This window comes from Sphingobacterium sp. LRF_L2 (assembly GCF_965644235.1).
Lineage (GTDB): Bacteria > Bacteroidota > Bacteroidia > Sphingobacteriales > Sphingobacteriaceae > Sphingobacterium.
The window spans coordinates 163,337-186,881 of record NZ_CBFFRI010000004.1 but is presented as its reverse complement, the minus strand read 5'-3'; the positions used below and the strand labels follow the sequence as shown (position 1 = coordinate 186,881).

At 34.4% G+C, this 23,545-nt stretch carries 14 protein-coding genes; 13 read left to right on the top strand and 1 reads right to left on the bottom strand.

Annotation, left to right across the window (positions count from 1 at the left end):
- Positions 1-282: 282 nt before the first annotated feature.
- From ACSZOX_RS09625 to ACSZOX_RS09615, 3 genes are all read left to right on the top strand, one after another.
- Entirely contained in the window at positions 283-4,461 is a 4,179-nt protein-coding gene (locus ACSZOX_RS09625) for a caspase family protein (RefSeq protein ID WP_437919674.1), read from the top strand.
- A 569-nt stretch (positions 4,462-5,030) separates the two neighbouring features.
- Entirely contained in the window at positions 5,031-5,627 is a 597-nt protein-coding gene (locus ACSZOX_RS09620; RefSeq protein ID WP_437919673.1) for a hypothetical protein, read from the top strand.
- Position 5,628: 1 nt separating this feature from the next.
- The gene (locus tag ACSZOX_RS09615; RefSeq protein ID WP_437919672.1) at positions 5,629-7,764 is read left to right on the top strand and encodes a hypothetical protein; all 2,136 of its coding nucleotides are present in this window, start codon (positions 5,629-5,631) and stop codon (positions 7,762-7,764) included.
- A gap of 253 nt (positions 7,765-8,017) precedes the next feature.
- Here the strand turns inward: ACSZOX_RS09615 and ACSZOX_RS09610 are convergent, their stop codons facing one another.
- Positions 8,018-9,196: a hypothetical protein gene (locus ACSZOX_RS09610; RefSeq protein WP_437919671.1), complete on the bottom strand. Its 1,179-nt coding sequence runs from the start codon at positions 9,194-9,196 to the stop codon at positions 8,018-8,020.
- A gap of 360 nt (positions 9,197-9,556) precedes the next feature.
- On the opposite strand from ACSZOX_RS09610, the gene ACSZOX_RS09605 reads away from it, so the two are divergent.
- The 10 genes from ACSZOX_RS09605 to ACSZOX_RS09560 all read left to right on the top strand — a co-directional run bounded on the left by ACSZOX_RS09605 (position 9,557) and on the right by ACSZOX_RS09560 (position 23,545).
- On the top strand, positions 9,557-9,952 hold the full coding sequence (locus ACSZOX_RS09605; protein WP_437919670.1) for a hypothetical protein: 396 nt from the start codon (positions 9,557-9,559) through the stop codon (positions 9,950-9,952).
- Positions 9,953-10,438: 486 nt separating this feature from the next.
- Positions 10,439-12,319, top strand: a complete 1,881-nt coding sequence (locus tag ACSZOX_RS09600; RefSeq protein ID WP_437919669.1) for a KAP family P-loop NTPase fold protein — start codon at positions 10,439-10,441, stop codon at positions 12,317-12,319.
- Positions 12,319-13,191, top strand: coding sequence for a hypothetical protein (locus tag ACSZOX_RS09595; RefSeq protein WP_437919668.1), 873 nt, complete (start codon positions 12,319-12,321; stop codon positions 13,189-13,191). Before ACSZOX_RS09600 ends, ACSZOX_RS09595 begins: the two co-directional genes overlap by 1 nt.
- Positions 13,178-14,500: a Qat anti-phage system QueC-like protein QatC gene (qatC, locus tag ACSZOX_RS09590; protein WP_437919667.1), complete on the top strand. Its 1,323-nt coding sequence runs from the start codon at positions 13,178-13,180 to the stop codon at positions 14,498-14,500. Before ACSZOX_RS09595 ends, qatC begins: the two co-directional genes overlap by 14 nt.
- Positions 14,501-15,229 (top strand): Qat anti-phage system TatD family nuclease QatD, encoded by a 729-nt coding sequence (qatD, locus tag ACSZOX_RS09585; RefSeq protein ID WP_437919666.1) that lies wholly within the window; start codon positions 14,501-14,503, stop codon positions 15,227-15,229.
- Between the two features lie 346 nt (positions 15,230-15,575).
- Positions 15,576-17,450 (top strand): ATP-dependent nuclease, encoded by a 1,875-nt coding sequence (locus tag ACSZOX_RS09580; protein ID WP_437919665.1) that lies wholly within the window; start codon positions 15,576-15,578, stop codon positions 17,448-17,450.
- Position 17,451: 1 nt separating this feature from the next.
- The gene (locus ACSZOX_RS09575) at positions 17,452-19,044 is read left to right on the top strand and encodes a UvrD-helicase domain-containing protein (protein ID WP_437919664.1); all 1,593 of its coding nucleotides are present in this window, start codon (positions 17,452-17,454) and stop codon (positions 19,042-19,044) included.
- Between the two features lie 245 nt (positions 19,045-19,289).
- Entirely contained in the window at positions 19,290-20,966 is a 1,677-nt protein-coding gene (locus ACSZOX_RS09570; protein ID WP_437919663.1) for a DUF6035 family protein, read from the top strand.
- A 327-nt stretch (positions 20,967-21,293) separates the two neighbouring features.
- Entirely contained in the window at positions 21,294-22,400 is a 1,107-nt protein-coding gene (locus ACSZOX_RS09565) for a hypothetical protein (protein ID WP_437919662.1), read from the top strand.
- On the top strand, positions 22,397-23,545 hold the full coding sequence (locus tag ACSZOX_RS09560; RefSeq protein ID WP_437919661.1) for a hypothetical protein: 1,149 nt from the start codon (positions 22,397-22,399) through the stop codon (positions 23,543-23,545). Before ACSZOX_RS09565 ends, ACSZOX_RS09560 begins: the two co-directional genes overlap by 4 nt.

Sequence of the window (23,545 nt, the reverse complement as noted above, 5' to 3'; positions counted from 1 at the left end):
TAGATAATATTTCCAAGATATTTTTTGGTTCTATGCGTTAATATTTAATGAGAAAAGTTTTTTATATGTCGTATTGCAATAAAATTACTTATATTCCTATTTCATTATTAGCTTATTTTAAAAAATTAAAATGTCTGGAAAAAACATACTTTTAACCATTGGTGTTAGTGAATATATCGATCGTAGTATTTGGAGTGATATTCCTAATGCCATTTCAGACTGTGACAGAATTTCTATAGTTCTTAAAGAGAAATATGGCTTTGAACATATTAAAGATTCACCATGTTTAATTCAGAAGCAAGAAGAGATCCAATTAAAAATATATTTGAAGATCTTGAATTTTCTTACAGAGACACTGATAATCTGATAATCTATTTTGCCGGACATGGCTTAGCAAAACCTCATTCTGTTTTAAACTGGATTCCAGTTAATGGCACCGACAGTCGAATGACTTGGATAGATCAAGGTTATATTTTAAACTCCTTGGAATTGATTGATGCTAAACATATTGTTTTAATTTCAGATTGCTGTTATTCAGGAGTATTGACAACGAATCAGCCCAAATTGGTGGGGCAAAATCTCCATAATGATTTACTTGAGAAAAGGAAGTCAAGGATTATTTTGACATCTGGTGGCAATACTAAAGTCAGTGATGGAGTTAAAGGGAAAAACAGCCCTTTCTGCCAAAGTTTGTGTGAGATCTTGGAAAACAACAAAGAAGAACAAATTCGGATTTCAAAAGTTATTGACGACGCTATTTTACTCACTAGAGTTAGATGTGCCCAAAAGCCACAGTCTTCCCAGTTAACTTGTTCTGTCAATGAGGGTGGGGAGATGATCCTTAAACGTACAATAGATTATGAAAAATTCGATAAGGTGGTATTTGAAATACCTTCTTTACGAGATATTAGAGGGGTGATTCCAAGAACAATAAAGTTGTATGATGAAAATACAAACATCAGAGATTCTTTATTCAGGCTTGAAAGCAAAAATGTGTATTTACAAGATGTTGTTCCTTTTGACAGGAAATTGGTTCTATTGGGAAATCCAGGTTCTGGAAAGACGGTCCAACTTCTTAAAGTTGCAAACCATTTTCAGGGAGAATCTTCTAGCTATTTGCCATTTTTTTACAAGCTTAATAGATATAGCGGTGGCACTCTAATGGATTACCTTGAAATAGATTTTGAAAATATTAATCAGAGTACATTGATCCTTTTTTTGGATGGTCTAGATGAGATACAACCAGGTTACCTAAAGGAGGCAATTTCTGAAATTTCAAAATTATCATCGGAATACCCACTCTTAAGTATTGTCATTACCTGTCGGACTAATTTTTATCAGTTGCCAAACAAGTTAGATAGCGGAACGTTATCGGAGTTTTCAGTTTATTTCTTTAATGACCTTAATAAAGATGATATAGAAAATTACTGTGATTATGAACTCGATATAGATGGGAATGATTTTATCAATTCATATTATGATGGAGTACTCCAATCATTTTTGTTCCAACCATATACACTCAATATTTTGTTGGATCATTATTTAAGTAACGGTAAACTCAATATTACGCGTAATCAGATTCTTGAAGAAAGCTTTAGGAGAGCAATTATATCGGACAAAAAGATTGAAAAAAGATCCAGGCACCTTATAATTGAGAGAATAGTTAAAAAGCTTGCATTCATTATGGAAACAATGGGGAAAAATCATATTTCAGATACCGAAGTCCGTGTGATATTTCCTTCTGAAGCCAGTTATGAGTTATTATATAAAGTTCCCTCACTCGTCTTTGATTTTAATAACAGTATCTGGATGTTTTCTCACAATAATATTCAGGAATATCTGGCAGCTAAAGTTCTAGCAGTTCAGGAATTTAATGTTCTGTTAGAGGTTATCAGCACGAAATCCATTGGAAAAGTAAGAATAAAGCCGAGCTGGGTAAATACGGTTTCTTTTGTTGCCAGTATCATGGATGCTGATGGTCTGGCTAAACTTTCTAACTGGATTTCAGAGAATGATCCCGAAATCATAACTAAGTTTGAGCCTGAACGCTTTAGTGATAATCAGAGGACTGAACTATTTGTCAAGATTTTTGAATATTACAGTTCACGTGGATTATGGCTGCATTCCAATAAATTTACGTTAAAAGATATTTCAAGGTTTGGACAGACGGAAAGATCGATTAATTATCTTATAGAAATTTTAGATGATACCCAGTCCACTGAAATAACAAAATTAAACGCGCTTTATGTATTATACGGGTTGGACGGAAAAAAACTGGGAAATCAGAAGCCTGATCTAAGGTATGTTCTGGTAAAAATGCTTGCACATGGAGATCTACCTGCCGAAACTGTCAATACAATTATCTATGTAATAGCCGAATTAAAACTTGCGGACGAGCTAACTTCAAAAAATATCATTGAAAAATATAAATTTTCAAAAAATCAGCACATACGTGCTGCTCTTTACCGCTTGGTTGTTGCTATGGACAGCGTTGATGAAAATATCGGTCTGATCATAGACAGCTATGACATAGAAGATATGGTCGGAGCTACAGGTGAACGGCACGATACAATGTTATTGGATGAATCCTTACATTTATCGAATGCTGTAATGCACATTAGGACGTTAGGTGGTTTAAATTCTATTATCAAAGATCTACAAACTTCTATACACAAACAGCACTCTCTGGTCCGAAATGGAAGAGATCTTTTCAGTAAGATAATTGATCGGAGTGTTGTCCTTTTTAAGGAGGTAAATAGGGATATTTTTGATATCCTCTTGGAATTTTATACTACCCAGGTGGGTACTCTCGATAATTATATGCTTTCTCATCTTGGACGTTTTTTTGATGAAACAGATACAAAAAAGCCAGCATTGATCAACATCTGGAAAATGGATATGGAATCTCCTAACTGGGATAAACTTACCACCTATCTATTGGACGCTGATTCGGTTTCTGAATTTATAGAAATGAGAAATGATGGTGATTTTGCAGATGAGAACTTTAAACATTTGCATGAAATTCTTTATTACCAGCAGAGCAAATATGACAATTTATTGTCTGAACTTGAAAAAGCTGCATATGAGCGATACGGGGTTAAACTAGACCGTCCTAGTACTAAAAATTGGAAAGAGCGAGAAGTGCAGCAGCACAAAAAAAGTATCGCACTTCTTCTAGACCACGAATTGCTTCTAATAGAAATAGACAGGATTTATTCGAAATTCGACAAAAGCACACTTGACAATAATGACATTTTCGAGCTAGTTTACACTAGAGATAGCAAAGAAGAACCCATAGCACATGCAGTGTGCAATTTATTAAGGTTATTTACAGGTAAAGATAGGGAAGTGGAGTATGCTGATTTTCGCAATTGGGTCATATCAGATTCCCATGGATTTCAGTACCAAGTTTTAAAAGAGGTCAAAAGTATAATGACAAATTCGAAAGATATCGTTCTGGAAAATGACGAGGTAACCAAAATTCTGCGGCTATGTCTAGCAAATTCGGGTGAAATAGATCTGGTGTATTATTTTCTCAATCGCTATCAATTTGAATTACCCGAGGAGAATCTTATAAAACTTATCAGCTATATCAATCCAAGTACGGATTTCAGTGTGGAGGTTAAAGGAACTCTTGATAATTTGGAAAGCTATCTGAATACTGAAACTATCAGAATGGAGATTTCTGAAAAGTTGAACATAGCTGATCTCGATCTGCTAGCCTGGGTCAGTTACATATTTTATGGCTTTCGGAAAGGGTGGACTGAATTTTATTCTTACGTACCACAGCAGCTTATATACAGCAAAAAGGAGGAGTACAAGTTTGAAGAGATCCTAAAACTATGGTTCGATAGGACGGGAGACATTAAAAAATTAAAAGAAATTATAAAGAAAACAGCTTTAATTTATCTTAAACGAAGTGGCATTAAATTACTGAGCCCTGATCCTGAACAGCATTATTTTATTGTCGAAGTATTGATCGCAATCCTCAACGAAGAATATGAAATAGAAGAAAAACAAGAAGCAGCAAATCTACTGATTGAATATGGCGAACTGCAAGGATTTTATTATTTGGCAGATTTTATCCTCAAAAATAGGGAAGAATGGATTGACTTTAGGTATTGCTGCAGGAATTTTTCCAAGCTGACGCAAATCAGTGCCCTTCCAAAACTTATGGACTTACTTTTCTTGTCCAAGCAGGAAGATTTTAAAAAAGATCCCTATAATGATCTTGAACCTCTTGTTCTTGAAGGACTGATAAGCATTGGTTCGCAATCATTTGTGTCATCTGTTGAGGTCAGCAGGCAAATACGTGAATTCATACATGAACATGCTGGTCAATTTACCAATATTGAAAGGTTAAGCTACCTTATTGACCGGATTGAGCTCAATGTAAGTAACAGTAGCATGATAACAGATATTAAAAGTGCACTTGCAATATTTAAAAAATTAGATTTTTAGAATAAATGGTCAAATGTTTTCTGATTTTTAAGCCTAAACTTCAGAATTAAATTTGTCCATCTATAATTTGCACCACCAATTCAATTTAAGGAATGCACTATATCTGCATTTTATAAAAATGTTAAATTTGTTCTCTATAATCGTTTATTTAAAATAATACAGCATTTCTAAAGATACTAATGACAATTTAATTTGCTTTACGGGTTTCCGTATTTGTCTAATTAGTTTAGTATTGGTTCTTTATTCACCACTTCATGATTTCTTCAGAAAAGGATTCTGCGTCAATTTCATAAGTAAAAAAGCCATAAACAGTTACAAGATCGCTTGTGATTATATTTTGAATTTTTATTGAGTCCGCTCCTTTGATAGATACCAAGTTTTTTATTATTTTTGGTTATAAGTAATTAAGCATGCCCAGTAGCTTTTTGAAAACTTTTGGATCGTGGAATACGGCAAGCTGCAAAAATTTGTTTTTTTGAAAATACTACATTTGGGGTATTTACAGTAGAAGACTAATTTTATAAATTTAACCATTTATTAATTTTTCAATATTTATTGATTATAAATTTATGAAATCACTTTTAGTTCACCTTTACACAGGTCTAGCTATCGTCCAATTCAGTTTTAATTATCAAGAACCATTTATCATTAAGCCTTATAGTGTTCAAACTATGACCGATGGAGTAGTCAAAACCATTGATAAGCGTACAAAGACGGATATAGCAGGTAACACATATTTTCTAGTGTTCATTTCCAAACCTACCGCCCTTAAGGGAGGTATAAATGCGGGACATTCCTTTGTTCTTTGGGGTGTTGAAGATCATCGGGCAAAAATAAGCTATGGTAATTCTTGGGGACTTTACCCTACTTTAGAAAACCAAAAAGAAATTTTGGCATTTGAAAAAGTACCTGGAGTTCTTAAAAAAGAAGGGTTAATAGACAAAAATTTCAATAAACTTATTGTCAAAGTTGACAGAGACAGATATGATGCTACCTTAATTGAAATGGAAAAATGGGCAAAGGAAAAAAGCTATCAGCTTCTAACAAAGGATTGTCTTTCTTTCACTATGGCTATAGCTTCAGTTGCTCAACTAAAAATACCAAGCAGAGAAGGCTTTGACACTATACCATGGAATTATCTACTACAATTAATAAAAGAGAACTAAGATGAGCACATTAAAAACACTTCTCACTTTGAAAGCTTCCCTACTTGTATACCTATTCCTAGGTTGCAGCATTGCAGCTTACACTCAAAATGATTATCAATACAATCCCATCGGTAGTTTTCGTTTGGGCTTTGGTTTCAGTAAAGAAGATTATACAAAGTCGTATCCTATTTCCCCATTTACTTTCGAAGAACAAACGCCAAATAAATCTGCGTCAAATTTTTTGTTTAACACAGAATTGGTTTACGACGAGAAAACATTACGTGACTATCTTCATTTTGATTTGAAAGTTGCCTCTAAAGCTTTAAAATACAGTGCAAATGCAAAAGTAAACGTTGATATAGAAAAAAAATTTAGCTTAAACTCTCTTAACATTCTTTTAGAAGCAACGACGGAATTTGGGAAAACTGTGCTGAACAACGTAAAATTGACTTCTGAAGCCGAACGTCTTTTAAACGACCCCAGTGACCTGGGACACAAGAGATTTATTGCTAAATATGGAACTAATTTTGTATCTGAGGTGCGCAATGGGGTTAGTGTTTTTACATTGATAACCATTAATAATGTTTCTAATGAATTCAGGCGGGAATACGGATTGAAAGCGTCGGGAAGCCTAAAATTAGGACTAGCAAAAACGACAATGAGTACAAATCTAAATAAAGAAATTTACCAAGCGAGCAAATCGAATAGGATCCAGTATAAGGTTTGGGGTGCTGGAGGCGAAGGGATTGCTGGTCTTGCTGATATTTTTAAAAATCTTAATAAAGATAGTGATTGTCTTGAAATTGTCCGAAATGTGTTAACAGAGTATATAAAAACTTTAAATTTCAGCCAGTCATCTGCTATTGGATTTAAAACTGCCTCATATAGTGTGTTAGGACTCGATGCAAAAGATCCATGGACGGAAGAGAATGAAGATCGTATCACAGAGATTTATAATGAATACCATCGTGTAAAAGCGATCAACAAGAAAATATCCGACATGCTCTCTCCGGAAGATATATATTTCCAAGAATTACTCCCCAAAGAGAAACAAAAGGACTTACACGATTTACTTTTACTTACGAAACAGCGACTAACTGAATTAGCTGAACTTCACAAGTCATCAATGAAGGATCCTGACAATCGTGATGTTATACCAGAGGTTTTAGATATTGACTTAGATAAGGTACTACCCCAATTTCCGGAATTTGGGGTAGCATATGTTGTGCCTCCCTCAATTCCGATATATGGTCTTCTTGGCACTATAGGAGATAGTGATGAACTCTCAAGTCCTAGAATATGGGATGGTATAAAAAATGAGCACTACGCAACGTACTTCTATATGCCTCTTCCCGCTGACGATAAGTTGAAGGGTTTAGTTATCTACAATAATTTTAATAATAAAAGTTACTTTAAGTTCATTAGTGATATTAAGATTTACAAAAACGGCACCTTGATCTTAAGCTTTAAGGACAAAATTAATAGCGGAAAAAATTTAAAGTTGGCATCAAATGACTACAGGAATTCTGTTCATGTTGTTAATTTCAACAAATTCAATAATTTCTCAACTATTACCAGCGTATTAGTTGACGATTACCAAAAAATCCTAACAGACTTCAACAATGGTTCTCAAAATAGGATTGACGTCGATTACACATTGACAATAGAAGACGTCTTCCAAAACGAATTTGAGTACCCTATTTTGTCGGATCATAGGGCTGGCGGCAACATCTCTCATGGGCTGAAGCACTTATCAAAAGACATTGCTTCGATGATTAACATTGACTTTGATTTGCCGACTATGAATGATAAAGATACTTTATGTGCCAGCATCGCATTCCTTCTACCAAAAATTGATGCAGAAGTTCCTGAAGATTTTACTGTAGTCCAATACGAGAAAGACTCTTCCTTAATGGTTGTGCAACCAGATAAATTAGTCACTAAATATAAATATAATAAAGATAATAAGTATCAGCTTATAATTGAGACCCCCTACAAGCATTTGGTAAAAGGCTATATAGTGGAGTACTATTTCATTAAAAGTGACGGAAAGATAAGTACGCAAAGAAAGAAAAGGTCATATGTTCTGAACGGGAAATTTAAAGAACAAATCAGCGATGTTATCGAGATTGATCCTGTTGAATTTATCAATTAAATGATAAATTCAACAGCTTACTATTGTATGTATGGTGCTCAAAGTTAAATAAAATGATTTATATAAATTATAGTTTAATTCGTTTGTCCACCCTTTCAAATTGGTATAGGTAACCTAGTACTTTTGCTTAGGCAAATTCTCCTAGAGTATTTTTTTTTCATAAGATTGTTAATAATTACTTCGTTGTGAATATATAAACAATATATCACATTTTATGAAGGATTCCGCTCTTATATTCAAAGTTTAAGGCATTTTAGTTAGTTATATATTGCTTGAGAAGGACATCAATTAAATAATTGTATGAACAATAGAACTCTAGGCCTCCAACATGAATTTTCATCTGTTCTAATTCCACTAAAATCTCTGAGTGAGAATTGAATAACTTTTGGAAATATGCAATTCCGAAAATTGGATGGTTTGTGTATAATTTGCTCAGCTCGTAGTGGTCAATAGTTGGTTGTGTGCCTTGCCCAAAATTGACACTATCATCCAAATGAAGTTCATTGACTTCCTGAGGTATTTCTTTAGTAACTATTTTAACTTCCAATTTTAGGTTGTTATTTGGCTCCTGATCAAGCTTTAGATCTATATTTTGCACCGTAAATTTTAATTCATCAATTCGCTTAATAACTAACGTTAAATTTTCTTTTAAGGAATTTTTAAATTTGTCGCAAGCGTATTGATAACGGATGTGATCCGCCCGTCTACTCCAACATAATTTAATAAATATTGGTTCGAAAGTGTAGTCTTCGTTAAAGAAATTATTAAAGTATATTTTTGTTTGATCGATGAGCTTCACAAACTGTGATTTTTCTCCCAGTAAGAGGAGTTCATTACATTTTCTGTTAAATTTTTTTAAAATTGTTATCGATTTTTGTAAAATAAGCAAAATGTACTTGTTTAAAAATTTAAAATGTCGGTCGATAATGTCTGAAACTTTATGTGTTTGTAAATCAAACTTAAAGTCATTTTTTCGCTCATAACGCAAATATTCTATCTTTTCGCTTGAAGCCTCGTAGCTAAATAATGAATAAGACTCCATATATTCCTTCCCGTCGATCTTCGATCTTAGTCTTCTTATCGGATGACCCGCTAGCTCGTTTCTTACTATTCTGTTTGGATACTTATCGCTCAACGTTGCTTTTTGTATGTGGAAAGTTTGTAAAAGCTCATCGATCAAATCTTGTTGCATGTAAATTATTTGTAGTAAACCTATTGACGGAAGAAAGGACGCTCGTCCGTATCCAGAATGTACATTGGAGAAATTGGCAATCAAGGGAAGAGTGTCGTTCAAATAGCCAAGAACTACCCCAGGGTAATTCGCCGAGAGCTTCTTGTCATAACGTAATTGTTTAAGTAGATAATCGCTATCCCAGAACCTATTTCTCCAAATATCGTCTAGTAGCGCTAATTTACGTAGGATTTTTTCCATAAAATCGCTTCAATTATTAAGGCTTATAAAACCTTTAGGGTTTAATGCGGTGCACTGACAAAGTTTATCTAAAATATATAATAATTATATGAAATCAAAATAAGTTGAAGTCAGGAATATGTTCATTTATTATATCAATTTTTGGACTTCAGTAAGTCTATGATCGACCCACTTTCCTTAAAGTGTTAATTTGCTGTTCCATAGAAGTGATCTCTTTGAGTTTTATATTTTTAGAATTGATGCCCATTTATTGAGTTCCTTACGTAAAGTTCATACAGAAGCTACAAGATATTGATCTAGTGATTTCCGTTTGCTGTTCATGAGTTCCTCAAAGAAAATCAGATAAATACTAAAAGCATCATGGTCCCCAAATTTCTAAGCACCTGCGGTCATATTATCCTGATCTACATGCAGGCATTTTTCTATTGCTGTTTATTAATCGGTTGGCAAAGATTGCCAGGTGGTGAATATGGTATGTTACCCTTTCTTCTTCTTTTGCTTGGAGCACCGGTACTGGGATTGTATCTGCTGTATGTTATTGTGTGCTACTTCCTATCGCGGCCTATAATACCTACAGATAAGATGATCAAGATAGTGTTTATTGTCAGTGCTGGGTTGGTGATGTTAGCCGGCATTTTAAACCCATTAGATGTGATCAATTTTGTATTTATTGCGTCACTATTGTTCGCCAGTATTGTTTCTGGTTTTTTGCATAGATTGCTGTCAAAAGGACAAATAAGTAAAGGCACTCCTTAGGAAAGAACTACCAGCCTTGGATGTAGCATGGCAAATACCCATTTGCGGTATTTTTAAAATATTTTCCATCCTTTGTTCAATAAGTTTAGAGGAAGAATGATTCCGGTAACTTCAGTATAACAATCACACCACGAAAGTTCGATTGTTTCTGGTTTAGAGAAAAAATTTAGTTTAATAGCTGATTAGTACGGTTTCCCGTAACCGACTTATGTTTTAATATATTATATTGCGTGGACAAACGAATAACCGTATCAATACTATAATTTTCAAAAACAAAATACTTTAAAAGAAAACTGTGTACTAGATTAATTACCCCGGATTTAAAAAATTAGAACCATGTGGTTAAACAATTTTTAATAATATGAATAAACCCGGTGTTTATTAAACAGTAATCTCGAAAATGAAGGAGTAGCCCAAATAAAGAGTTGGGTTGTTTTAAGGAAAAGTATCGTACAAATAAAATAACAATTTAAAATACTAAAAATTATGTGGGCAGATAACGAAACTTCTGATGACTTACTAGGCTTTAAAGTTCACGCAGACTTAATAGTTGATGTGATCAATGATAATGATGTATTACCTGTTACAATTGGAGTTTTTGGTGATTGGGGAGGTGGGAAATCTAGTATTCTAAAAATAGTTGAGAAGGATTTAATTGGAGAAGAGAAAGATGGCTTCAAAGATGGTACCCTTGTTTTATATTTTAATGGATGGGTGTTTGAAGGCTATGATGATGCGAAAGCTGCCCTGCTTGAGTCAATTATAGAAAAATTTGCAAAACATAAAACACTAGGTTCTAAAGTAAAAGATGAAACTGTAAAATTGTTTAAGTCTGTTAAATGGATGCGTCTGATGGGACTGGGGTTTAAAAAGATCGCAGTTCCAGCGGCAACGGCATATCTTACAGGGGGAGTTTCGTTAATACCATATTTATTAAATGAGTTTTCACAAATTGAACCTACAGAATTAGCAAGTAAGTTGAGTGGCAATGAAGCAGAAAGTTTTTTGAGTAGTATATTAAAAAAAAATGAAGAGGATGAAATTACAATGGTCCGCGAGTTTAGAGATGATTTCAAGAAAATGCTTGATAAATCTATGATAGAAAAACTAGTTGTCATCATTGATGATTTGGATCGTTGTACTCCTGATAGATTAATTGAAAACTTAGAGGCTATTAAACTATTTTTGAATGTTGACAAGACGGCTTTTATTATTGGAGCTGACCCAAGAATTGTAAGACATGCAATTGAATTGCGTTATAAAACTGATGGCATTGAAAACTCTTCAGATATTGAAAGTCGAAACGAAAGGATTGTTAGTGATTACTTAGAAAAATTAATACAAGTTCCTTACTATCTACCTAAGTTGACTGATAATGAAGTAGAAACTTATTTATCATTATTATTTTGTCAAAAAGAGCTTGGAGATGATTTTTCTAAAGTTTTGGAAGCTTTTTATGCAGCAAGAGAAAACAACCGATACGATGTATTTGGACTAGGGGATATTGATTCAATACTAAAACCTGATGAAAAAAGTAAGTTGGCAAGTAGCGTATCAATTATTGCTTCTTTAGCACCTGTTATAACAGAGGGGTTAAAAGGTAATCCTCGACAAATTAAGAGATTTTTAAACACCTATTCGTTAAGAGATAGATTAGTTAGGGTTGCAAAAATATCGGGTTTTAAAATGGATGTTTTAGCTAAGTTAATGGTCCTCGAGTATTCATCACAAAGTTTATTCAGACAAATTTATGAATGGCAATCATCTCAAAAAGGAGAATCTAAAGAAATAAAAGAATTAGAATCACTTGCAAGTAAAAATAGTATTAAAATTATCAAAGAAAAATATTCGGCTGATTGGGGGACAGAAAGAGTTGTAAAATGGTTAAATGCAGAGCCCAAATTGACAGATATAGATTTAAGAGATTATTATTGGATTACAAGAGACCAATTAACAACATCAATTAGCGGTAGTTCCTTGGTATCACCACATATTAGGTCATTAGTGAAAAAGCTAATTGAACCTGTTTCAGGGTCAGCTTTAACAAGAACTGTAAGTAATGAAATTAAGGATAAATTAAGTGAAGGAGATTATGAAACATTGATTTCGTTACTTGAAAAAGAACTTACCAAAGCACCTGAAAAAACCGAAATACATGAAGCTTTTGTCGAATTAATGGCTGAAAATTGTCCAAATGTTATTGATGCTTATATTAGAGTTATTAAGAAAGTTGATAACGATAAAATTCCCTTTAGCCTTGCACAAAACTTTAAATTAACTGAATCTAAGAATGTTGAGGTAAAAAAACTATATAAAGTATTTAAAAAGGATACTCAAATTTTTAAGGCCATAAATGGAGATAATTAATGGGAACTACACAAAGAATTAATCCAGGAGTAACTAATCAACCCAATTGGGGAGATTTATCAAATTCAATTACTCAAGTAGCTAAAACTTTAGAACAGGAAAAAAAGCTTGATGCTGAAGAAGCTAAAGAAAATGTAAAGGATAAAAAAGAGTACAAAAAAGATGATAACAAAGAATTTGTAGTCAGCGATAAATCTAAACAGTATAAAAAAATATCTGATAGAAGAACGGAGCATATTAGATCAGTTTTTAATAATCTAGTAAAAACAGGTGGCGGTCGTAAAGCGATTGCCTCTGGTAAGTCACCCTCTATTGGTAAAGCAGGATTAAAGTCTGTGGGTAAGCTTACCGGATTTTTTACAAGTGTAGCAAGTAATGGTCTTGATAAGGCTTTAGCTGATATTGGTTTTGGGTTACTTCAGGGCAAGTCCTTTAATGATGTCATTGATTTTTTATTAATTTATTGTTCTGATTCCAGCCAAGGAATGGATGAAACTGCGGCTAATAAAGCGTCTTGTGAAATCATGAAAGAAATTGCGGCTCAATCGGATAATGATGTAAAAAAGTATCAAGAAATAATAAAAGAATTGGTTGATGGTCAGGGACTAGCGGAAACATTGTGTAAATTTTGGGGACTTTACATATTCGAACATTTATCACAACGTTTTGAAGAAAAAATCCAACAACAAAAAGGAGAAGATGTAAGCAAAGAAACTTTTAAAACTATAAAAAACGACATCCTAGGCCGTATTAAAGTTTTAAATACACAAAGAGCAGTGTCCAAAATTGATTGGAATAAAGCTGAAGGAAAAGAAGAAATTGAAAAAATATTTAATTCTGTAATTAAGATCATCTGCAATGAAAAAAATTAAAATAGAAATCCCTAAGTATGATTTAAAAAGTGGAATTCTAAGTATTAAACTTACAGAGGATAAAGGAGATTTTTCTATTGTTAGTGTTGATTATAAAAAATTATTGCCATTTGCAATTTCTGTAAATTCGGAAATTAGAGATTTCTTCTTTATAACATGTTCGGTTTATGGAATTGATCGATTTGTAAATCGAAAGAATAATTCGGTGGACGGATGGTCAAGAGAACTAAATATATCATTTCCTGTTTCTGAAACTAAAATTTGGAATAGCGTCAAGAATGATCTGGAAGAACTTTTTTCCTTTCTGACTGGGGATTATTGGAGCATTGATTTTTATAAATCTGATTTCAAAAATCCTCAACTCGATTTAACAGTTGATGTTAAGGAAAAGTATAAGCAATTAAACCTCTTTTCTGGAGGCTTAGATTCCTTGATTGGAGCAGTGGATTTTTTAAGTACTCATCCTAAAGAAAAAATCCTTTTGGTATCACACTACGACCCGCAAATGAAAGGTCCTTTAAGTGACCAAAATATTTTACTTAATAAATTAGAGACGAAATACAGGGGGCAATTTGAACATGTACCTTCTATAAAAGTAACATTGTCTCAAACAACTGCAAGACGTGAAACGACGTTTAGAAGCCGTTCTATTTTATTTATTGGTATTGCTCTTTTGGTTTCCAAAGGAAAGAAAGTTAATGAAATTATTGTGCCAGAAAATGGTTCGGTATCACTTAATTATCCACTAAGTAGCTCAAGACGAACTTCTTGTAGTACAAGAACTACCCATTCATTTGTTTTAGATAAAACTAATTTGGTTTTAAGTAAACTTGATATTGTAAGTATCATTTATAACCCCTATGAATTTAAGACAAAGGGTGAAATGGTAGATAATTGTAAAGATTTGGATTTTCTGAAAAAGATAATTGAATTTTCAAATTCATGTGGGAAGCGAGGGCATAGAGCTCATTGGCAAGATTTGACGGCGAGTCATTGTGGTGTTTGTATGCCTTGTGCTTATAGACAAGCATCTTTAATTAACATAAACGATACTACTACTTATGGGAATACTATTAATTCTTTATTTCCATTTAATACAAAAAAATCACAAGATATAGGTACATGTTTAGGTTTTCTCAAAAAGGACATTACCAAAGATGATATTAAAACAGAATTAATAGTTAATGGAATCAAGAATATCAATAAATTGAATAAATATATTGATGTAGTGTGGCGAACAAGGATTGAATTATCCAAATGGATTGGTAAAGATGGCAATTCATTCATAAAAACAAAAGCCGGATTATAAATGTTAGATACTCATTGCCACATCGATTTATATAAAAACCCAAAAGCCATTTTAGATGTATGCGAGGATAAGGGTATTATCGTTTTCTCAATGACCAATTTACCAAGCCATTTTGAGAAGGGATTACCGTTTTTTCATTCTAAAAAATATGTCAGAATGGCTTTAGGGATGCACCCTCTATATGCAAACCTACATAAAAATGAATTTTCAAAATTTGAACTATATCTACCTAAAACTTCATATATAGGTGAAATTGGGTTAGACTTTTCCAAAGAAGGCATTGAAACAAAAGAAATTCAATTAGCTTCATTTAATCGAATTTTAAAGTTGGTTTCTGGTAAAAAGAAAATACTTAGTTTACATTCTAGAAAGGCAGAAAAAGAAGTTTTTGAATTATTAATGCAATATAAAATTCAAAATGCAATTTTTCATTGGTATTCTGGGGGACTAAATTTGATAACAAATATTGCTAATGAAGGGTACTATTTTTCGATAAATCCCGCAATGATAAAATCTGCTGCAGGGCGGAAAATAATTTCTAAAATACCAAGAGAAAATGTATTAACTGAAACTGATGGTCCTTTTATTGAAAACCAACGTATACCTTTAAATCCTGGCGAAGTTTCCGATGTAATGTTTTACTTATCCAAGGTTTGGAATCTTACTTTTGATGAAGTACAACAGATTATAATGATAAACTTTAAAAGACTAATAAATACCTTTAAATAGTATATTATATTATTTGAAAATTTTGGGATTTTATGCATCACAGAATTATCGAATTTTCACCTGCTAAATCTTGACTTTATAAAGAACAAATTTGTTCGATGTCAAAACTAATATAGTGATAATCTTATAAGTATGAAAGCTTAGACTAAACAATGTTTATTTTGTCCTTAGAGTTCTTAACTACGATTTTTACATTTCATAAATCTAAGAATCGTATGATACCTTTTTTTGAATTAACCCATTTACCAAACGATGGAGTATTTTTCTGATCTTTTGATTTAAAAAATGATTTGTAAAGTCATAATTATTAGGTAAACTTGATTACTAATCTAAATTCTAATCACTTATGTATATTTCTCGTCTATCAATTAAAAATTACAGGACGTTTAAGGATTTCACAATTGAATTGAAGCCACTCACTCTTATAATTGGAGAAAATAATGTTGGAAAATCAAACTTGCTTGATTCTATTGGCTTGATATTAGGACAGGAGGTATCATACTTCAAAAGAAGGGTACTAGAAGTTGCGGACTTCAATTATGATGTGATAACAACTTTTAAAAAACAAATTTTAGACCTCAATGTACCACCTGAACAGATATCTTTTCCAGAAATATCAATTTCGGTAGACCTCATCGAATGGGATGATGATCAGGAAACAGTAGTAGCGGATTGGTACAGTAGTGCAGATTTAAGGACTGCTACACTCACTTATGTATTTGCGCCACATGCCAAGTTTGATAGAGAAAGCGAAATAAAGCAACAACGGGAATTCATTGAGAACTACAAAGAAGATAGTACAACACAAGATTTTGATAGTTTACCTGAAAATGCTAAGCTTGACCTCATTAACTTTCCGATTTCTAAATACCATTATAATATTTATGGTGGTAGCGGTACAAACAGTTTAGCGGGCGGCTATCATCTTAACCAGCTTAGGTTTGAATTATTGGATGCGTTGCGGGATGCCTGCACTGAATTAGTAGCCAGCCACAACAATAAGCTGCTCTTTAGAATACTGAATGCTAAAGATGAAGCTGAATATCAGGATTTGAAAAGCCAATTAGTCGGCCTTCAAAAAGCTGTTGATGAAAACCGCTCCCTACAGCAAATAAAGACTGGAATATCAAAGCAGTTGGATAAGATTTCTCTTGTTACGGATGACACGTCGAACCTTGTTAACCTAATTTTTACGCTACCTGACGTATCAGATTTATTAAAAAAGATCAGTCTGATATACGGTGATAACCCGGTCAAGATAGAAAGAAACGGAACGGGTAGGAACAATCTTCTATTTATATCTCTGGTATTGTCTTACATCGAAGATGTAACCAGAGCACAAAGTGCTTATTTTCGTGTTGTGGGTCTTGAAGAACCAGAATCACACTTGCATCCTAACTTACAGGATCACCTTGCGCACAATATTGAAACCCTGATAAAAATTGAGGAAAAAAATGAGTTAAGAAAGGATATACAGCTTTTAATCACATCACACTCCACTCACATTGCTACAAAGGTCAACTTTGAAAATACCGTAGTGCTATACAAAAAAGACGGGCATATCAAATCACATTACATCTTGGATGGTTTCAGTGCCACTGCTAAAGGTCAGCGCCAAGTTAAGTACCTGAATAAATATTTGGATGCAGTAAATACCAATCTCTTTTATTCATCTAAAATTATTCTTGTCGAGGGGATTTCAGAAAAGCTACTCGTGCCTAAGTTTTTCGAGATGTTAACCGGCCATTCCGTTGAGCGTTCAGGTTGTGCGGTAATCAACGTAAATGGATTAGCTTTCAGCTATTTTCTGGAGATCATAAGAAATGGTTATTTTCAGAAATGCTTGGTACTAACCGATAGGGATTCAGATACAAAAACAAAGGATCGAGCGGGCAATCTGGCAAAAAAATATTCGGGCTGTGCAGAAATCCATGTGGGTATTACAAGCGACACAACATTTGAAAAAGACCTGATCGCCGTAAATGCAACTGGACTCGGCAGGGATATTTTGTTGAAAGTGATTGAGGAAGTCAGGCCAAATTCAGGAAAGACCTATGTGCAGAATTTAGGAAGTAATAGCATCACGGTTGACGATTATTTTGCCTTGATTTCTGAATATAAATCTGAATTTTCCTATAGTTTACTGTTACAGTTGGAAGGCGACAGTATAGGTTTTTCAATTCCCGAATACATTGCCACCGGTCTTAATTCGCTTAAGTAATATGACAAAGTCAGGATCAAAAGGAACAATTATAATCGCTGGGCCAGGCGCGGGAAAAACGCATAATATGGTGGCAAAAATAATAGATGCTCTTCCTCTTCTGTCAGGCTGTAGGTATTTAGCGGTTATTACCTACACCAATAGCGCAACCAACAACATCCTGAGCAGACTGTCCAAAAAGATTGTTATCCCCCATAACCTTTTCATAGGAACAATACATTCTTTCCTGAACAGATTTATCGTTGTTCCCTTTTCGTCGTTTAATCCCGAGCCAGTAGGTCAGGAAAAAATTTTCATGCAATGCGGGATCGACGATGTATTTCTGCATGTGGAAAAATCGAAATCGGCAGAAAAGAAAAGTAAAACGCCGGAAGCTGTAAATAAAGCTAAAGCCGTAATTAAAAAAAGGTTAAACCAGCTAGGATATATCACTTTTGACCAAACATTATCCATTGCCGCAGCTTGCATGGCCAATCCACAAGTAGCACGCGTTGTAGCAAACCGTTTACAGTATTTGTTTGTAGACGAATTTCAGGACTCCGGAAATACGGTCTTTAACATCATCGAATCAATTCGCAAACAAGGCAAAACGACGATTTATTGTGTTGGCGACCCTGAACAGTACATACAGAGTTTTGACAGTTCCATACGCCAATTTGCAAACATCCCGATATTAAAGGCTGCTGCAAGTACTGGTTATCAGGTTGAGATAAATAATGCCAACTATCGCTCCTCAAAAAACATCGCGGATTTTCTCAATAACTTTAACGGCAGACAATTTGGGAATGAAAAATTTGCACAAATTGCCAGAATAAAAGAGACTTCCGAGCCTAAAACGGAATCTGATGAGCGCATATATTTTGTCGCTGGCAATGACAATGTAACACCGATCATAAATTCCTTTTACATCTTGTGCGATCAATATCAAATACAGCTGCCTGACCGGTCTATAATTGCCAAAAAGAAAGATGTCATCAACCGGATAACCGCTGCTGTTGGAAACAACTATAAAGACCCAAAGAAAACAACTTCTATATTGCCGATCAAGGCAATCCAGGACACATTGCTGACCACACTGCAGTTGGATACTTCCAAATTCTTTGCCCAGTATAATGCTGATGTCAACACGTTGCGCAAACATTCAATAGCCATTTTTAAGGCAATAAATAGTGGCACGATCAAGGATGAAAATACCTATGGAAATTTCGTGCAGGATGTACTTGGATTAAACATCAAGGCCGGACTACCTGTTAAAATTGATAACCTAAAATTCGACATCAGGCATGAACAAATAGGTAATGCGGTGACTGTTGCTACCATTCATACGATTAAAGGACTTGAATCTCCAGCAGTTCTTGCAATAGCAAAAACAGAAGAAGAGTTATTGTTATGGCTGGAAGCTAACCATTCAGAACGCGATAAGAAAAGAACAAATGAGACTACCGACTATCCAAGACTAGGGTATGTTGCCTTTAGCCGGGCGGAAAGGTTACTCTGTATTGGATGCCTCAAACCCGTTAGTAATGAAACCATAAAAAAAATGGAGGCACTGAATATATTGGTATATCCCGTAGCAGTTAAACAACAAATATAATCTTCTCACTAAAACCACATTATTGTTCTATATCCCTATCGGGAAATGATAATGAGGAAAAAAAATGAAAACAATAGCCTATATTTACTAATAACATTCGATTTTAATTGTGGATACTATGCCGTCATTAAGCGTTGATAAAATTGAGATTAGCTCGTTAGCAATAAAAGAGACGCTTCGGAAATTCAGCCCTGAGGATGCCGTCTGTCAATAAAGCCATTTTTCGGGATTTAAAGAATAAGGTAATGGATCGGAGTATACAATATGCCAATGATAGCCAAGAAGGTGGTGTAATTGATATAGAGACGGTGGTCACCTCACAGAAGGAAGGTTTTGGATTACGAGATGACTATAACTCTAACCTTGAACGGTATACCTGTGTAGAATGTGGGCAAAGATTAATTGTCGCGCATAGCTCCCTTGAAAAAGTCTATTTTCGACACCTTCCAAATTCAGAGGACTGCATACTCAAGGATAGCAGTATTGATCCAGATATCCTATTTGGTCTTAGGACCGTTGCTTTTGCGCGTGAAGGTGCAAGACACATCTTTCTGAAAAACAGAATAGGTGAAGTATTAAAAAGTACGGAAGGTATAGACCCGGAATCCATTGATATTGATTCCAAGTTTATTTTCGGTAGTGGAGGTGCAAAAAGGCGTCCTGATGTATTCTGTGAGTTCCAAGGCCTTAAGATTGCCTTTGAAATCCAGATATCCTACCTTCCGCTTCATTATATAAAGCACCGATATGCATTCTATAGGAAGAACGGCATATTCCTGATCTGGATAATTGACTTTGACAACAATCCAAAAGACTTAGATACATTCCAGCGCGATATCAAGTATATATGGGAGCATCAGAATCTTTACAGGATAAATGATGCCCAAGATAAGAACCTAAAACTGGCGTGTCATTATAAACAGCCCTTTATACACGAAAATAAAGAAGTTAGGGAGAAATGGACTGTCAAAGAGGTACTATTAGATGATTTAAAGTTCAGTCAGGATGATTACAGCTGCTATTACATGCACAATAAGAATGAGACCGTTTTAGCGGAAAATCAATTAAAGCAATTCAAGGCGAAGATCGCCCTGGATAAATTAGAACAGGAGATAGCAGCCAAGAGGATAGCGCGTAGTCTGGAGGTGAGGAGCCTTCTTGAAAAGATAAAAAAATGGAGAAAGCTGGATTATAGTTTTTACAAAATCATAAATGAGGTAAATGGTCTTTCCTATGACTGCGTAGAATTAATGAATAAAGAAATCAATTTAGATAGGTTCTCTGGTGGCGTACCATTACTTCTCGTTTTCATTAAAGAATACAAGCCATTAAATTCAGATGATAAAGTAACGGTGGTAGAGTTCTTACTTTCCTGTCTAGAACTTAAGTTTGATGTCAAGGCAACAGATTCTGAGGGAAATGGTGTAATTCAATATCTTTATAACAACCCCGCCCTTTCGAGATACCTATACAGGTTAACGCCACATCTTTTTCAGAGAGGGTATAAGGTTACGGAAAACGACCGAGTTTATCTAATCGACCTCCTCGGTAAGGAAGGTCAAGTGTTATACTATGAACTTAGTTATTATTCCGCTTGTGATACAGCGGAAGAGATAAAATTGATGCAATTTATGTTGCGTTTCTTTTTATTTGTTCAGTCAGCAAAAGAGATGGAAATAATCGGTAGCAATGTAAAGAGCTGGGTTGCTTATATTGTTCCTATATTAAGCCGCTATACGGAACTGTGGACATACATAAAACTTGTGCTGGAAAGGACTTCGTTAGGAGCAGAGCTTCAAAGAGTAGATAAAAAGGGAACGATTAATCGAAAAAAGACAGAGTTTAGTCTAGGTGAAATTGAATGTGACGAGGAGAAGCATAACCTGATTTGCAAAATTTATCCTGAAATATTTATGTATTAGCCTTGATCGGAATTATTCAGCATGAACTATATCCACGGAACTATGCCATTGTACTCAGCGCGGAGCAGAAGGAGCTTTTAAAAATATTTAAAATAGAGGAACAATATTTGATTCCACGGTATCAGCGTCCCTATTCATGGGAGTACGATCACTGACTACAACATCAAAAATTTAAGATAGTTGAAGTAGACTAGGATAGGTAAAGATTTCACTAAAGTCATAAGATTTCTTATTAAGATAATATTGTCAAAAAATAACTTATATTTGAACTTCAAAAGTTGTAACCATTATATTATGTCCCTTCTATTTAATAACGTAAACGGAGAGATGCCGCAAACACACATATTTATTATTGGTGTAGGTGGTTATCCTTATATAAAGGGCGGTACTCACGAAAAGGTGCAAACGCTTGATTGCGCTAAGAAATTTGGACAATTGAGCTCACCACCATTATCTGCCAAAGCAATATATGATACATTCATCAATTTACACAATCAGGGTGCCTGGATCAAACCCTTAGGTAGTATTGAAGTGCTAATATCACCTTTGGATGCAGCTCCTCTAATTCTAAAAGATGAAGAAGTTGGAAGAGCACACATGGAAAACATAAAGGATTCTTTTAATGCGTGGATAGAAAGATGTAATAAAAGTACTGAAAACGTAGCAATTTTCTTTTTCTGCGGCCACGGTGTCGATAAGATCGAACATGTGCTGCTGGCTGAAGATTTTGGAAAGAATACCTTAAATCCATGGGATGGAAGTTTTTCTTTTGACAGTACAAGAAGAGGATTTTATACCTGTAAAGCAAGCACGCAACTGTTTTTTATAGATGCCTGTAGACTTTTTACTGCCGATATGTTATTGACCGAAGTTCCACTTCATGCTCTGATCCCCCCGCATTTTAATGCCACCGAGTGCCAATTTGATCTTACTCAGAAAGCTGCTGCATTTAAAGAAGGAGCGTATGCACGTGTAAATGATGTGTCATATTATACCATGGCTTTAATTAGAGCTCTTGAAGGAGGGGCACTGACCAAAGAACAGGATGAATGGACCATTAGTCAGAGCAGTTTGGCAACAAAAATGGAAGAGCTTATAGAGATGGTTTATGAAGGAAAAGTACCGGAACAGCGCTGTATCAATAGAACAAGTAAATCTACAAATATATTGCGCTTTGCAGAGTCTCCGAGTATAGACGTGGTTATTGATTGCAGCCCGGAAGATGCTCATAATCTGGCTTATTTATCATATTCTGAAGCCGAAACAAATTTGAGCGACAGTCGACAACCACATATTGATCCCTGGAAGATTAATATAAAACCCGGAATTTATAAGCTGAGCGCGACTTTTCCTGACGGACAGTATACAAATATGAGTGAATATAGAAATTTCATGCCACCAGCTGGAGCTCGAACTTTAAAATGTGAACAATGAGCGAAAATCCTCATAATTCAGGAACTCTTGCTCTACATGTAAGAACTAGTGGACTAATAACCTCAGATGTTTTTGAGAATTCTATTCCCAAAAACATTCAGATATTATCGGCCAATTTAAATACTGAACGCTCTTTTTGGATGTTTTCTGACAACTGGACTGATTCATTAAAAGCCGGTGTTTATTTAGTGAAAATAATAATTGCTTCGGCGAAGGAAGTAGAGAAAATTGTAGAAATTTTGCCACAAAAAGAAACAAGAATTAACTTTGATATCCGTGAAGAGCAGATACAAATTGACGTTCTCAGTTTTCCCAGTAGTAATAGAAACTACGATAGAATTTTTAGTAAAAAAAATAAAAGGTATAAAAGAAAAATTGTGGTCATAGATTGGATTTATGATGAAGGAAAATTAAAGCAGTATCAACATGAATATTTTTCTATGTCATTTTTAGAAATTGACAGCCCATTAATAATTTCGCAGATGAATATAATGCGCATTACTGAATTTCAAATAACCGCTATAAAGTCTGTTTTTGTATGTTTACCTCCAATGTCTGAACTATCTTTATTAAGCAATTCGTCTGATATAATAACAAACCTAAAAATTTCCATAGACCTCCCTAATAAGATTGCTCAGACACTTCTCTATCTAATGAACAAAGGTGATTCTGATAAAGCTGAGACGCTTTTCAAAATTCGACAGGCAGAGCTTCTGCTGCATGACAAAGTGAGGGATCCTATCGGTGCTGCGGTCGGCGGATATTTTTTATTATCAACAGGTCAACTGGAATTTTTACACGAATGGCCGAATAACCTTGCAAATTGGTTCGAATGGTTACCAGATGGACCTATCATCCATGCCTGGCAACTGATAAAAAGCAAAGATGTAGACAATCCTATGATTCAGATAAGACTCTTGGAGGCAGTCTCCCGTGGTATCCCTCTTTTTACAGAGGGCTTGCGGCTACTCTATGAAGGACTGACTTTACTTCACAACCATTTACATAGCGATAATTTTGAGGTTAGACTAGCGCTAGAGAAAGTTAAAAAACATATGGAAGTTGCAGATTTAAGCAAGGTACATACAACTTTAATCGGGCGGTCAGATCTTATATTAAAAATAGTTAATGTTCGAAATTACTAA

Coding starts and splice junctions, on each gene's coding strand:
- ACSZOX_RS09565 (WP_437919662.1), top strand. CDS start 21,294: ATGCCGCAAACACACATATTTATTATTGGTGTAGGTGGTTATCCTTAT.
- ACSZOX_RS09595 (WP_437919668.1), top strand. CDS start 12,319: ATGGGAACTACACAAAGAATTAATCCAGGAGTAACTAATCAACCCAAT.
- ACSZOX_RS09625 (WP_437919674.1), top strand. CDS start 283: ATGTTTAATTCAGAAGCAAGAAGAGATCCAATTAAAAATATATTTGAA.
- ACSZOX_RS09570 (WP_437919663.1), top strand. CDS start 19,290: ATGGATCGGAGTATACAATATGCCAATGATAGCCAAGAAGGTGGTGTA.
- ACSZOX_RS09575 (WP_437919664.1), top strand. CDS start 17,452: ATGACAAAGTCAGGATCAAAAGGAACAATTATAATCGCTGGGCCAGGC.
- ACSZOX_RS09620 (WP_437919673.1), top strand. CDS start 5,031: ATGAAATCACTTTTAGTTCACCTTTACACAGGTCTAGCTATCGTCCAA.
- ACSZOX_RS09605 (WP_437919670.1), top strand. CDS start 9,557: ATGGTCCCCAAATTTCTAAGCACCTGCGGTCATATTATCCTGATCTAC.
- qatC (WP_437919667.1), top strand. CDS start 13,178: ATGAAAAAAATTAAAATAGAAATCCCTAAGTATGATTTAAAAAGTGGA.
- ACSZOX_RS09560 (WP_437919661.1), top strand. CDS start 22,397: ATGAGCGAAAATCCTCATAATTCAGGAACTCTTGCTCTACATGTAAGA.
- ACSZOX_RS09615 (WP_437919672.1), top strand. CDS start 5,629: ATGAGCACATTAAAAACACTTCTCACTTTGAAAGCTTCCCTACTTGTA.
- ACSZOX_RS09610 (WP_437919671.1), bottom strand. CDS start 9,196: ATGGAAAAAATCCTACGTAAATTAGCGCTACTAGACGATATTTGGAGA.
- qatD (WP_437919666.1), top strand. CDS start 14,501: ATGTTAGATACTCATTGCCACATCGATTTATATAAAAACCCAAAAGCC.
- ACSZOX_RS09580 (WP_437919665.1), top strand. CDS start 15,576: ATGTATATTTCTCGTCTATCAATTAAAAATTACAGGACGTTTAAGGAT.
- ACSZOX_RS09600 (WP_437919669.1), top strand. CDS start 10,439: ATGTGGGCAGATAACGAAACTTCTGATGACTTACTAGGCTTTAAAGTT.